Genomic DNA, 14,161 nt, shown 5'->3' on the forward strand with positions numbered 1-14,161 from the left:
CCATTCAACAGTCAGGTAACGGCATCCCGCCATTTCCAAGGAGAGACACCATGAAAACTCGACTGATGAAACCAATGGGCCTTACCTTCATGCTGATCGCAGGCTCGATGTCCACCGCGATGGCGGCGACCTCCAACGACTTTGTCGACAACGCCGCCGAGGGCGGTATCACCGAGGTGGAAGCGGGCAAGCTGGCCCTGGAAAAAAGCAGCTCGGCGGACGTACAGACCTTCGCCCAGCATATGGTCACCGACCACACCAAGGCCAATCAGGAACTGATGGCCCTGGCGAAAAAACTCGATATCGAAGTCCCCGATGACGCCGCACTTACCGACCAGGCGAAGAAAGCCATCCTGGAAATGCGCGATGAATCGTTCGACAAGGCCTACGCCAACAACCAGGTGGCGGCCCATGAAAAAACCGTCGAACTGTTCAAGAAAGAAGCGGCCTCCTCGGACAATCCCGAGCTGAAAGCCTTCGCCACCAAGACCCTGCCCACCCTTGAAGCCCACCTGAAAATGGCCAAGGAACTGCAAACCAAATACGCCCATTAATCGATCCATGACCCAAGGAGACACTCGACCATGAGTTCACAACTCAACGGCAAGCACATCCTCGTCATCACCTCCAACACCGGTATCGAGCGCGACGAGCTGCTCAAGCCTCTGCAGACGCTGCGTGGCTACGGCGCGACCGTGACGCACGCGTCCAGCAAAGGCGGCATCACCCAGACGTTTGTCGGCGATACGGAGAAAGACCAGGCCGTGGAATCCGATGTACAGCTGTCGGATGTGGTCAGCGCCGACTTTGATGCGCTGGTCATCCCAGGCGGCACGGTCAATGCCGATACCCTGCGCCAGGATACTGCCGCTCTGCGCTTGATCAATGAATTCGTGCAGGCCGGCAAGACCATCGCGGCGATCTGCCACGGGCCATGGACCCTGATCGACGCTGGCGTGGTCAAGGGCAAAACCCTGACCGCCTATAAAAGCGTGCGCATCGATCTTGAAAACGCCGGCGCTGCCAGCGTGGTGGATGCCGAGGTCAAGGAATGCCAAGCCAACGGCTGGACCTTGATCACCTCGCGCACGCCGGACGATCTACCGGCGTTCAATGAGGCGATTGCCAAGGCCGTCGGCGGCTGATCGGTTTAGCGCAATGAAAACAGGCGCCCCATGGGCGCCTGTTTTTTATCACTCACCGCTTCAGCTTTTACGGTGCTGCGCCATCTCACGCTTGGGCCCGAACATTGCCCACGCAAGCAACCCCAGCAGCGGCACAAACACCAGCACCACCACCCACAACCCCTTGGTCTCCCATCCGCCCGTGCTGCGCAATACGATATTGATCGCCCAGAGTTCCAAGAGCAGCAGAATCACCGCCAATACGATCCAGATATATTCAATTTGCATGATTCACCTCCTGAAGTCTAAGCGTTAGGTGCAGCAGATGCCCCAAGGGTTCCATTAGATTTTCAGGCCACGCTTCAGGCTGCTTCCCCGATGCGCTGGAGCGTCAGCCACCGGTTGGGCGTTGTGCAATGTCAACGCAACCCGACCATGCAAGCTGCACGACAGCCTAGCCCCAAGACAACTCCAACCTTCTGATTTTAAATAGAATTTTATAAACATAAAGTTGGTACGCCTGATGCAACACCCCTCCCCACGAGGCGCGCACTTCGACACGCCCGCACACCCTCCGTGAGGTTACCTATGAATGCCATCGACCTGCTCAAAGCCGACCATGAACGCGTCAAGACCCTGCTGACCCAGTTGAGCGAATCCACTGAACGCGGTGTGAAAAAGCGCACCGAGTTGCTGGCCAAACTGGAAATGGAAATTACCCTGCACACCCAGCTTGAAGAGGAAATCCTCTACCCCGCGTTCAGAAAAGCGGGGGGCAAGGAACAGGACATCATGTACCACGAAGCCAAGGAAGAGCACCGCACGGTCGACGCGCTGGTACTGCCGGACTTGAAGAAAACCGACCCATCGTCCACCGAGTTTTCCGGTCGCGTCAAAGTGGTCAAGGAGCTGCTTGAGCACCATATCGAAGAAGAAGAAACCGAGATGTTCCCCCAGGCTAAAAAGCTGCTGGGTAAAGCGCTTCTCGAAGAGCTGGGGGCCGAGATGGAAGCGATGAAGGCCGCGCATAAAAAAGCCATGGCGAAAAAACCTTTGGCGGCGTAACGGCTGCCTCCTCGCCGCAAAGTTCGCGCGACAGTGACCCACAGGCCCTGTCGCGCTATCGATTTGCACCGATGATTTCTCCTCGCTCACTCAGCGATCCGGCCGACCGAGCCGGCGTGGCGCCCCATGCTAGCGTGCCATTGCCCTTGGCAGTGGCCGGGGGCTTTCAGGAGATTCATCACAATGGACGCGCGTTCCCCCACCTATACCCACCTGTTCAAAGAGGACTGGCACCTGCTGTGTTCGCCCTCTTCCATGGCCGCGATCGACTCCCCGATCGCCTACCTGAAGGCGCTATACCTGTTTGCCCAGGCGCTGGAAAAAAACGGCAAAGGCAAACACAACAAGATCACCCTGGACCAGCGCCGCCCCGAACTCAAGACACTGCCCCTGGACGAACGCAGCCTCAGCGCTGTGATTGCGCAACTGTCGATTATCAACGAAACCCTGTCACGCCAGATCGACGCTCACCTCAAACAAACCCGCCGTGAATACCGCGGCCGCTCCCTTGATGAGGTGCTCGGCAAGCAACGCTTCCCCTTCGTGCTGCCGTTCGAACGCGCGCATCGCCAGTGCTGGCTCGGGTTATCCGGCGACAAGCCACAATTGGGCGAACTCAGTTACCGCATCAGCCTCAAGCTGCCCACCGGCCAGCGTGCGCAGAACACTTACGGCGTGGTCAGGCATGAAGCCTATGAAGCGCAACGTTTGCTGTCCGGGCTGAGCCCTGCCCAGCAGGTGTTATTGACGGAGCCCTTTATAGAGAAGACGGGAGACGTACAGGCAAAGGATTTTTTCACCCAGCACTATGGTACCCAGGAGCAGCCCCTTGAGGCGTTGTCCCACTGGTTACAACAAACCGGACTCACCGCCGATCAAACTGAAGCGCTATTAGCGTGTGGCAAGTATGTGCCGGTGCTGTCGGGCAAGGTCTTGGCAAGCGCCCTGCCACCGCCGCCGGCCAAGCTGCGCCTGCACAACGGTGCTGCGTACGTGAACGGGCCGATCACCGAGGCCGGCGCAGCCCAGTCGCCCCTGTCGATCGCTACGCAGGACCAGGCTGGCGCCCGCCTGCATAATACCTCATGGGAACGTTACCAGCGCCTGCACCGAATGATCCGCCTGCAACGTTGGACGCAGTTGCCCTTTGACGCACTCGACGCCCTGTTAACGAGCGTCGTACGGCGTGAAGACGAGGGTGACCCGGCGCGCCCCGCCAACGACAACACCCTGCGGGCACTGGGGGTCTATCGCTATCTGGAGCGTCGTTACGGCCTGTCATTGCAAGCCTTTGCGGCCGTGCTGGATGAGATACCGGTGTGGGCACCCGGCACTCGCCTGTCGCTGTACGACGAGGTGTTCAACCCCGGCCCGTTCCCAGGCCAGGCATTGATGCTGGACAGACCGACCCTGGCGTTGAAAGAAGAAATCCCGACAACCCTGCGCCACCCGCTCTGCGCCGGCCTGCACCTGAGCGATACCCCGGACTCGTTGCACTGGCTGATCAAGCAGGCCCGCCTGCATCTCCCCGCCTCTTGCCCGACACTGACGTTTTATAGCGCGCTGTATCGCCAAGCCCGGATCGCGCAGTTGTTCGGGCTGTCAGTGCTCGACAGCTACCAGGTGGCGGCGCTGCTGGGCGGTAAGGATTACACCGCCCAGCTGGTCAACCCGAGCCTGCGTCGCTCGGGCGTCAATGCCCCTGCCGACCTGCTCGATGTGCTGATGCAAATGGACTGGCTGGTCAGCTGGCTCAATGACACGGGGCAAACGGTTGATCAACTTCGCCGCCAATTGCTATTGGATGCCCAATCCCCACCGCCCCACGTGCAAACGTACATCACCCAACTCGATGAGGTGATCGAACTGACCCGGCATGGCCTGCTGGCGCAAGGAGACCTCGCTGACCTGTCATTGCCCCAGCCCGAGGCCGATACCAAGGCGGCGCCCATTGCCTGGCATGCCCTCATCGTACAAGGGCTGCTGCACAGCCAACCGCAGCTCAAGCCTGCGCCGCCCAAAGAACTGCCCAATGGGGTTGTGCAGCTTATCGAAGCCCAGACCCTGAGCCTGGACGCCGAACGCAACACGGTTCTGCGCAACGACGCCAAACAAGCAGTGACCAAGAAACTGGGCGCGTTCTACCAACAAATGCAGCCGCTGAAAGAAAAAATCGACACGCTGCTCAATGCCCCCGCGCACCTTGCCGGCGACCCGGCTACGTACCTGCAATGGCGCAGACTCGTGGTTCGGCAAATTGCCCGCACGGCCACGGCCGACTCCACCGCGGAGCTGCACAAAAATGTGTTGCTGAGCCTGCCGGATGCCGAAGTCTCCTTGGGGCTGGCGGTGAGCCGTGAGGCCTTGCAGGCCTTCGTGTTTCATCCGCACTGGCTGAGCACAGACTACACGGCGAGCTCGCTGCTCAAGCTGACGCTGAACACGCTGTACCTGCTGCAACGCTTTGCCCATTGCCTCAACACCTACGGGCTGGCCCAGGACAGCGTGCTCGCCTATTTGCAGTGCGCCAATTCATCCTCCGTTGAAGGCTCCACCGTGACTGACGATGGGGCTTGCACCGCGCAACTGGCCGCGTTGTTCAAGTGGGATGTCGACGAAATCAACCTGCTCGCTGAATACCTGTCTGCCAAACAGGTGAAGACCCTGGCTGACCTGGACTGGCTCATGCGTTGCCATGAAGCCGTCAGGCTCACCGGCCTCTCCGCCAGCGCCTTGCTCAAGGCTACCGACCTGCATGCCACCTTGATGAATGAAGACTGGCAACACGTTGGCTCGGCATTAATCGCCACAGCACCCTAACCCCGTTGTATTTCGCCCGGTTCAAGGAATGACCATGTCTGACACCCTCACCCAACACCTCAACCAACACCTGCGCGACGCGATGCTGGGGTTCTACCTCCACAGCGTGCTGCCTGAAGACACGGCAGTGGCCGATACCGTCAAGACCGCCGACGATGTGTATACCTATTGGCTGCTCGATCCTCAGGTCAGCCATACGGTGCCCACCACCCGTGTCGCCAGCGCCATTGCCAGCCTGCAGCAGTACATCACCGGCATTTACCTGGGCCTGGAGCCTGGCTACGACGAACAGGGCATGAGCGCTGACCAGCAGACCCAATGGCGAGACCAGTTGCTGTCCTATTCACTGTGGCGTGCCCACCAACAACTCCAGCACTACCCGGCCACCTACCTGAGCCCCACATTGCGCCATGACAAAAGCGACAATTTCAGGCACCTGGAGAACCAGCTCAACCAGTTTCGCATCGAGCCTGCGCCACTGCAGACAGCCGTCCACAGTTACCTCAGCCGCTTCGAAGCACTTGCCAACATCAAGACCCTCAATGGCTATATCGACGGTGATAAAGACAGCTTCGCCAGCAGCACTTATTACTTCACCGGCAAGTCCAGTTCGGAAAACACCTATTACTGGCGCACGCTGAAGATGGCCTCGGGCGACGCGGCCATCCCGGCAGCCTGGTCCGCTTGGCAAACCATCCCGCTGTCGATTGACGATAACGTCCCCGAACAGACGATTCGTCCGGTGGTGTTCAATGGGCGCCTCTTCGTGGTGTGGGCCCAATGCATCAACCCGACGTCGCCGTCGAGGGACATCACCCCGATTGGGCGCGGCGATGTTGAATCGGAGAAGGACTACCAGCAACGGCTGGAAACCCGGATAAAGACCACCTGCATACAGTTGCGTTTGTACTTTTCCTATAAAAAACTCGATGACAGTTGGAGCGTGCCGCAGGCCTGCATACAGGAATACAGCCTGGCACGGGGTCTGGACGATTTGAGCGCGGAAGACCTGATGAGCGCCACTGCGTCCATCGCCGTGCTCGATTCAAAAAGCCAACCGCCGTCACTGTTCCTGGGCCTGAGCGCACAGCCGAACCATCAAACGGCTTCATCGCACAACGGCCTGCATCGGCATTTCTTTCAAGCGGTACGGCTGGATCAACACTTCAACGTCCATTGGCTTGAAACCCTGGGCAGCACTCGGCGGATGTTCTCCTGGCATAAAGAGTCGGAGCTGGCCGGGCGCTACGTGGCCCTGTTCGGGCACCACAACAGGTCCAGGTTTCAATTCAGGGCACCCGAAACGGTCCAGGTCAAAGTCCAATCGCTGATCAACGGTACGCCCCATAAGACTACCAACGGCTGGAACTACGAAGAAAGCCAGCAGTACATTCGCAGCCTGTCGGCCGAAACCGATATCAGGTTCAACCGCACGACGTCGGTACTGGAGGTCACCACCCGCCTGGAAAAACGCTTCGAGCCGCACCGCACCATCAGGTTCAGCAAGGCAGATGCACTGGTCAACTTGACCATCACACTCAGCAGCAGCGGGCCTGCCGAAAACGAGACGCTGGCGTTAGGCCCCACCTCGGAGATTTTTCTGGAGGGCGCCAAGCTGGCAACCTTCTCCAACGTGCGCATCGACTTAACCCTCAAGTGCAATGAGACCGGCGTCAGCTATGCCCAATTTATAAAAAATGCAGAAAATCAGCCGGCGACCTTTACCCTGCCGCAGATTGAAAAAGATGAAGAGAACCCCAAAAGCACGACATTCAATCTGCGCGACAAACGCATTAGCGAGGAAGCCTTCGACTATTTTTTCAACACCCCGGACGCGACCTACACCGCTATTTTGTCGTTCTACAACAACCAGGCTGAGTCCAGCAACCACGCCTACGATCTGTTACTGGACAAGGTCCAGGTTCAACAGAAACAACGCCTGTACAAACCCGTATTGATGTATCCAAAACAGGGACATAGCGCATTACCAGAAAGCCCCCACCGCAATAACACGGTACTCGTCGGCCTGGCAGACGCCTCTCGGCGCACCCTGCGCGATACGTTCACTGAACTGTCCCAGACGCACACGTTTGAGGCGCAGATCGAACTCTCCCCCAAAACTTTGCACCCCTATAACGAGGACCTCACCAAAACGCCGGCTTCCACATTGACGCTGATTCACGGGGTGTTGCTGCTGGAAAGCGATGTGCATTACCCCGACCCGATCATACTGGGCTACGCGTTGAAAACCGCGACCTTCACCCTGCCGCCCGATAACAGCGCCCCCATCATTCCACTGGCTCCGTTTATCCGCCGCCTCCCTACCCCGCCCTATGGCACGGCAGAGTTCATCGACTTCAACGGTTCCACTATCGAGTCCCTCGACAAGCCTGAAAACAAACGGCTGCCCATACGTACCAACACCTGCGTGGCCGGCCTACTGGCAAAAACCGCCGGCGCAGGTTTGCATGAGCTGTTTGCCTTGGCACCGGATGCCTGGCGCGAGCCGCCATTGCCAGGCGAGAAAAAGCCCAGTCCACTGGACTTCCAGGGCCCCCATGGCACCTATTACTGGGAGTTGTTTCTTTACCTGCCCTGGCTGTTGGCACAACGCCTGAACCAGGAGCAGCAATACGCCGAGGCCGAAACGTGGATACGCTACGTGTTCGACCCCGTACACCCCTCCGAATTCTGGCGCCTGCCTGCGCTGCTTACCAGTGCGCCACACCAGCACCACGCCTCGTCCCTGTCCCACCCATTGGCAAAAAGCAGTGCGGTACATTTTCGTCAGGCGCTGTACCTGTTGTACGTCGACATCCTGCTCAATCGCGGGGACGCGGCCTATCGGCAAATGACCCGTGACGGCCTGGCCGACGCCAAGTTGTGGTACATCCGCGCCAAGGGCTTGCTCGGGCCAAGACCGCCGCTCAACCCGGTCGATCCCTGGGCAACCACGACCCTGGACAAACTGCAAAATCCTTCCACGCTCGACAGCAAGACAGTGCCGGCGGGCACCTCAAGGTTGTGTCGGTCCCTGAGCCCTGATTTACTGCTGCGCTGGGACAAAATCGAATCTCGCCTGCACAACCTGCGCCATCACCTGGACCTGACCGGCAAGCCCTTGAGCCTGCCGCTGTACGCCGCCACGCTGTCGCCGCAAACGCTGCTCGCCGCGTACCAGCAAGGATCTGTCGGCGCCAGCCTGCGCCCGTCGCTGCGCACCGCCCAGGCTGGGCACTATCGCTTCCAGGTGCTGCTGGGCCACGCGTTGCAGGCGGTCGACAACTTGATCCAACTGGGGACGACCTTGTTGTCGCTGTTCGAACGCAAGGAGCAGGCCCAGTACCTGGAAACCCAGCAACAGCAAGCCTGGGACTTGGCCAGGCTGGCCGTCGAGCAACAGGCCCAGGCCGTGCAGTTCGATGCCAGGAACAAAGAGGCGCTGTTGGCCGGGCGCAGCATTGTCCAAGCGCGCGTCGCATTCTTTGAACAGCAACTCAAGCGTGGCATCAGCCCGGCCGAAGCCCAGGCCACCCAGGAGTACCAGGACAGTGCGCGCTGGGACACCGCCGCCGCCGTGGCACAAGCCGGCGCGGGCCTGGCCATGCTGATACCGAACATTTTTGGCACCTCCAACGGCGGCGTACGCTACGAGGGCGCTTTTCACGCCCTGCACGCGGCGTCCCAAGGCATTGCCAATGAAAAGCGCGCCAACGCGGCCCATCTGGACCGCACCGACCTGTTTGCCCGGCGCGCCGCCGAGTGGGCCCATTCACTGGAGCAGGCACGCCTTGAACTGGCCCAGGTCGACGCCCAACTGCAGGCTTACACCGAGCAGCAAACCCATACCCGCTTGCAATTGAGCCTGGCCCAGACCAGCTTGACCCAAGCACGCACCCTGTACGACCAACTCGGCAAACGCTTCACCAACGCCCAGCTGTATCAATGGCTCAACGGCCAGCTGTCGACCTTCTACTACCAGGCCTATGACTCCACCCTGTCGCTGTGCCTGGCGGCCGAAGCTTGCTGGCAGGAGGAGCGCGCACAGTGGGACAAGCACTTCATTCAGACCCAACTGTGGACCCATCAGTACCGGGGTTTGAGTGCCGGCGAAGCGCTCAAGCAAAATCTACTGAGCATGAGCAGCGCCTACGTCACCCACAACGAGCGTTTGCTGGAGATCACTAAAACTGTGTCGTTGCGCCATCTGCACAGCCAAGACCCTGTGGCCACGCGCGACATGCCCTGGGCCACGCTTAAAGCCGACCTGGTAAAAACCGGCACCTTGACCTTTGAACTGACCCTCAAGCTGTTCGACGACGATTACCCAGGCCATTACCTGCGCCGCATCAAGCACGTCAGCGTGTCCCTGCCCGCCACGCTGGGGCCCTATGAAGACATCAAGGCCATCCTGACCCAAACCGCCAATACCACGCACCTCGCCCCTGCGACCAAACACACCGACGCTGCGGTAAAAAAAGACCTGCGCGCCAAACAGCAAATCGCCCTGTCCAGCGGGCTCAACGACAGCGGGTTGTTTACCTTGAACTTCGACAGCGACGAGCGATACCTGCCGTTCGAATACACCGGAGCCATTTCCACCTGGCAACTGACCTTTCCCAACCACGCCCGGCAAAGCGCGCTGCTCGAATCCCTCACCGATATCATCGTGCATCTGCGTTACACCGCTAAAAACACTGGAGGTCAACGATGAGCGCGCAACCGTTCGATCTCCTGGAACCGAAGATTCCGGCACTGCCCAAGGGCGGCGGCGCCATCCAAGGCCCCGGCGCACAATGGGGCGCCGTGGGCGCGCGGGGCGAAGCGTGCCTGGACGTGCCCTTGCCGATTTCGCCCGGCCGGGGCTTCACGCCTGCATTGAGCCTGGGTTATCGCAGTGCCCAGGGCAACGGGCCCTTCGGCCTCGGCTGGGCGATGGCGGCAGGCGCCATCAGCCGTGATACCCGCAAAGGTGTGCCCGCCTACGGCGATGACGACCGCTTCATCAGCCCCCAAGGCATCGACATGATCCCTGAGCGTGACACTCAGGGTGCGATTCAGGCCATGACCTGCGGCCACTACAACGGCTTGGCCCTGGATGAACCCCATCGGGTGGTGCGCTACCTTCCGGTGATAGAGGCGCGCCTGGACCGCATCGAGCATTGGTCCTCGCCCGGCGACAAGGCCGGGTTCTGGCTGGTACAGGGGGCCGACGGCTGCGTGCACTTGTTCGGTAAAACCGCAGGCGCACGCTGTGCAGACCCGAACGACAGCCTACGTGTTGCCCAATGGCTGTTGCAGGAAAGCCTCAACCCGCTGGGTGAGCAGATCTACTACCACTACAAACGCGACGACCAGCCGCCAGGCGCCGCCAGGGACTATCGCGCCCAGCGCTATCTGGCGCGAGTGTGCTACGGCAACCGCAAGCCCCTGGAACAGCTGGCGCTATGGAACACGGCTGCTCTGGCGGACAAACAATGGCACTTTGAACTGCTACTCGATTATGGCGAACGCCACACCGACCTGAGCCAAGTGCCCACCTACGCCGAACAACACCCGTGGCCGGCCCGCAACGATCCGCTCAGCAGTTATGCCTACGGCTTTGAACTCGGCACCCAGCGGCTGTGCCAGCAAGTGCTGATGTTTCATTACTTCCCCGACGAGCCGAGCCTGGGCGCCGAGCCGGTGCTGACGCGGCGCATGTTGCTGGAGTACACCGACCGCCATGCCATCGGCAGTTGCCTGAATGCCGTGCACAACCAGGCCTTTGACGCCCAAGGCAACGCCAGTGCCTGGCCGCCCCTGGAGCTGGCCTACAGCGCCTTCGTGCCGACGCTGGACGCCGCGCGCTACCAGGCGTTCGACGCCATGGCGGGCCTCAACGACGGGCAGCATTACCAGCTGGTCGACCTGCACCGCGACGGTTTGCCCGGCATCCTGCACCGCACCGATAAAAGCTGGTACTACCGCGAGCCGCTGAGGGCCCCCGGCCCGGCCGACAGCAATGCGCTGGCCTATGGGCCATGGCAGGCGTTGCCACGCATCCCCCTCGCCGATTCCACCCAAGCCACGCGCCAGGCACTGGCGGATCTTGACGGCGATGGGCATCTGGAATGGGTGGTGGCGCAACCGGGGTTGAGCGGTTTTTTCAGCCTCGACTCGCAGCGCCGATGGTCGGGCTTCGTGCCTTTTGCAGCTATGCCCCAGGAGTTTTTCCATCCCCTCGGCCAACTGGCTGATCTGATGGGCAGCGGGCGCCTGGACCTGGCCCTGATCGGCAACCGCAGCGTGCGCCTGTATGCCCAGCGCCAGGACGGCGGGTTTGATCCGGGCCAGGAGGTGCACCATGCGCCCGACGATGAGGGGCTGCCTACCCTCAGCCATACGCCCGCAGAACTGGTCGCCTTTTGCGACCCCCTGGGCAGCGGCCAACAACACCTGGTGCGTATTCGCCATAACGAAATCAAGTGCTGGCCCAACCTCGGTCGTGGGCGCTTCGGCAAAGGGTTTGTCTTCGCCACGCTGGCGTTCGACGCTGCCCGCTTCGACGCCGCCCATATTCGCCTCGCCGACCTGGACGGTTCTGGCGCGGTGGACCTGGTTTACCTGGCGCCTGAGCACATGCAGATCTACATGAACCGCGCCGGCAGCGGGTTAGCGTCAGCGCCACTGACACTGCGTTGGCCCGAGGGCGTGCGCCATGACGCAACGTGCCAGGTCAGCTTTGCCGACCTTCAAGGCCTGGGCTGCTCCAGCCTGATCCTGAGCGTACCGCACATGACATCCCAGCATTGGCGCTATGACTTTGTCAGCCTCAAACCCTATTTGCTAACCGCCACCCTCAACAACCGGGGGGCCACCACCCAACTGAGTTACCGCAGCAGCGCCCAGGAATGGCTTGACGAAAAACAGCACTGGCAAAGCCTGGGAATGCCCCCGGGCAATGGCCTTGCGTTCCCGGTCCCGGTGGTCAAGCGGCAACAGCAAAAAGACCTGGTCAGCGGCAACCGTTCCACCCAGTATTTTCGTTACCGGCAAGCCTGCTATGACCGTGAGGAGCGCCAGTTCCTCGGCTTTGGCCTGGTGTTGCACACCGAGCAACCCCCTACGGTCAATGCACCGCGTGGTGTGTTGACCAAACGCTGGTTCCACACACTTGAGCCCTCGCGGGAGGCTTTTTACCCGGGCGACCCGCAGGCGCCGGCGCTGGGGCCGACCCTGCTGAGCCAGCTGGAGGCCGCGCGCACGGAGGATACGCTGATCGCCACACCCAGTGCCTCCACCCGGCGCGCGATGCAGCGTGCGTTGGCGGGTAGCCTGCTGCGTGAAGAGGTGTATGCCGCCGCCGATGCGCCACAGCAGGCGGTGCCGTATTCGGTGCAGCAACAGCGCTATCTCATCCGCCAGCTAAACCCGTCGGCCAAGGCCGGCGAACCGGCGGTGCTGCTGCCGTTGCTGCTGGAGTCGTTGACCTGTCGCTACGAGCGCCAGCCGGACGACCCGTGCTGTCGGCACGTCCTCAATCTGCGCTGGGACCGCTACGCCGGCCTTTTGCACAGCGTGGTGGTCGACTATGCCCGTCGCAAGACGGCCACCGACGCGCCACCGCCGGGGCCGGCCCACGAGCAGCAGTGGTGGCGTGACGCACATGACTCGGCGCAGCAGGCGTATTACCTCAACGAAACCCGCGCCAGCTTCATTCACCTGGACGCCGCGCAGCGCTGGCGCTTGCACCTGCCCTACCAGCAACGCAGCAACCTGCTGGTGCTGAGCAAAGAAGCGTTATCGAGTGAGAAAATAAGCTATGAACACTTCATCGCACAGGGCCCGGCCGATCCACTGGGAACAGCTGCCCAACGTCGACTGGGCGGGCTGACGATGCAACATTACTGCCTGGCGGAGCACACCGAACCCTTGGCGGCTGGAACCGCGAGTTTTCAGGCGCTGCTCGCCTATGTCGAGACAGCCGAGCTCGATGAGCAGGCGCTAAAGGTGTATGAGGGCCACGCTGTCACTGCCACGCTGAGCGCACAGCACTATCGCCCCATGACCGCGTTCCTGTCACCGCACCCTGGGCAGGATGAAACCCTCACGCTGTGGTCGCTCGGCCAGGGTTACACCCGTTATGGCCAGGCCGAAATGTTCTACCGCCCTCGTCGTCATCAGGCGAGCCTGAGCCACGGGTTCACGCAGACCGAGTACGACCGCTATGGGCTGTACGTCGTCAAGGTGCAATCGGCGGACGGCTGCACGACCCAGGCGCGGTACGACTACCGTCTCGGCCTGCCGATAACGGTGACTGACGCACAGCGCACACAACGCTACGCGCACTACGACGCCCACGGTCAGCTGCTGGCGACCGGACTCAAGGGTGAGGAGCAAGGAAAGCCGGTCGGCCATGACGCCTCAACGCCCTTCACCCGCGCGCTCGATGCCAGCCCGGCGCAGGCGCTGGCCGACCCGAAGACGGCCTTGCTCAACGCTCAAAGCGCGTGCTTCTACGACGTGTTCAGTTGGATGGGGCACATTGCGCCCGCCCGCATCCAGGCGCAATGGGTAAGCAACGGTTACCTGCTGCCCAGCGGGCATATTCGTGCCTCGGCGCTGGCACGCCTCAACAGCCTGGCCGCTGCGCTGGCCCATCATAAAACCCTCAAGCGCCTGATTCAGGCGGCCAGGCAAGTGCCGGTGCACGCCGTGGTGCTGCAGGCCGACCGTTGGCAAGGCGCGTCGCAAAACCCGCAGATCCAGGTGGCCCTCGCCTTCAGCGACGGCTTTGGCCGCGTGCGGCAAACCCAGGAAAAGGCGCGACCGGGCCCGGCCTTTGCAGTCGATGATACCGGGGTGTTGAGCGCGGGCGCCGAGCCAATCGAGGCCACTGACCGTTGGCGGATCAGTGGCCGTGTGGAGTACGACAACCAGGGCTGCCTGGCACGCACCTGGCGCCCTTACTTCGCCGACCGTGCCGGCTATATCGACGATGCGGCCTTCAACACCTCGCGCCCCAGCGAGCAACACTTTCATGATGCCTTGGGGCGCCCGGTGCGCGTGCTCACTGCCAACGGTGACACGCGGCGCCAGACCTACTGCGCCTGGTACAGCATCGCTGAGGACGAGAACGATACTCACGCGCCGGCCTGACGCTGCGCACA

General features: G+C 61.2%; 7 protein-coding genes. 6 read left to right on the top strand and 1 reads right to left on the bottom strand.

Annotated features, from left to right (window positions below):
• The first annotated feature begins 50 nt into the window (after window positions 1-50).
• Both HU731_RS03630 and HU731_RS03635 read left to right on the top strand, forming a co-directional pair.
• On the top strand, window positions 51-554 hold the full coding sequence (locus HU731_RS03630) for a DUF4142 domain-containing protein (RefSeq protein WP_186608362.1): 504 nt from the start codon (window positions 51-53) through the stop codon (window positions 552-554).
• A 30-nt stretch (window positions 555-584) separates the two neighbouring features.
• On the top strand, window positions 585-1,145 hold the full coding sequence (locus HU731_RS03635; RefSeq protein WP_186608363.1) for a type 1 glutamine amidotransferase domain-containing protein: 561 nt from the start codon (window positions 585-587) through the stop codon (window positions 1,143-1,145).
• Window positions 1,146-1,205: 60 nt separating this feature from the next.
• On the opposite strand, the gene HU731_RS03640 is transcribed toward HU731_RS03635, so the two are convergent.
• Entirely contained in the window at window positions 1,206-1,412 is a 207-nt protein-coding gene (locus tag HU731_RS03640) for a PLDc N-terminal domain-containing protein (RefSeq protein ID WP_186608364.1), read from the bottom strand.
• 300 nt (window positions 1,413-1,712) lie between these two features.
• Between HU731_RS03640 and HU731_RS03645 the strand changes: the two genes are divergently transcribed.
• The 4 genes from HU731_RS03645 (at window position 1,713) to HU731_RS03660 (ending at window position 14,150) form a co-directional block, all read left to right on the top strand.
• Window positions 1,713-2,189: a PA2171 family ribosome-binding persister protein gene (locus HU731_RS03645; RefSeq protein ID WP_186608365.1), complete on the top strand. Its 477-nt coding sequence runs from the start codon at window positions 1,713-1,715 to the stop codon at window positions 2,187-2,189.
• A 183-nt stretch (window positions 2,190-2,372) separates the two neighbouring features.
• On the top strand, window positions 2,373-5,009 hold the full coding sequence (locus HU731_RS03650; protein WP_186608366.1) for a Tc toxin subunit A: 2,637 nt from the start codon (window positions 2,373-2,375) through the stop codon (window positions 5,007-5,009).
• Between the two features lie 34 nt (window positions 5,010-5,043).
• Window positions 5,044-9,723 carry a Tc toxin subunit A-related protein gene (locus tag HU731_RS03655; RefSeq protein WP_186608367.1) on the top strand — a complete coding sequence of 1,560 codons (4,680 nt, stop codon included), beginning with the start codon at window positions 5,044-5,046 and terminating at the stop codon, window positions 9,721-9,723.
• Window positions 9,720-14,150, top strand: coding sequence for a SpvB/TcaC N-terminal domain-containing protein (locus tag HU731_RS03660; protein WP_186608368.1), 4,431 nt, complete (start codon window positions 9,720-9,722; stop codon window positions 14,148-14,150). The genes HU731_RS03655 and HU731_RS03660 overlap by 4 nt, the downstream gene beginning before the upstream one ends.
• The last annotated feature ends 11 nt before the right edge of the window (window positions 14,151-14,161 follow it).

It is taken from the genome of Pseudomonas salmasensis (genome assembly GCF_014268375.2).
GTDB classification, from domain to species: domain Bacteria; phylum Pseudomonadota; class Gammaproteobacteria; order Pseudomonadales; family Pseudomonadaceae; genus Aquipseudomonas; species Aquipseudomonas salmasensis.

Coding starts and splice junctions, on each gene's coding strand:
- HU731_RS03630 (WP_186608362.1), top strand. CDS start 51: ATGAAAACTCGACTGATGAAACCAATGGGCCTTACCTTCATGCTGATC.
- HU731_RS03635 (WP_186608363.1), top strand. CDS start 585: ATGAGTTCACAACTCAACGGCAAGCACATCCTCGTCATCACCTCCAAC.
- HU731_RS03640 (WP_186608364.1), bottom strand. CDS start 1,412: ATGCAAATTGAATATATCTGGATCGTATTGGCGGTGATTCTGCTGCTC.
- HU731_RS03645 (WP_186608365.1), top strand. CDS start 1,713: ATGAATGCCATCGACCTGCTCAAAGCCGACCATGAACGCGTCAAGACC.
- HU731_RS03650 (WP_186608366.1), top strand. CDS start 2,373: ATGGACGCGCGTTCCCCCACCTATACCCACCTGTTCAAAGAGGACTGG.
- HU731_RS03655 (WP_186608367.1), top strand. CDS start 5,044: ATGTCTGACACCCTCACCCAACACCTCAACCAACACCTGCGCGACGCG.
- HU731_RS03660 (WP_186608368.1), top strand. CDS start 9,720: ATGAGCGCGCAACCGTTCGATCTCCTGGAACCGAAGATTCCGGCACTG.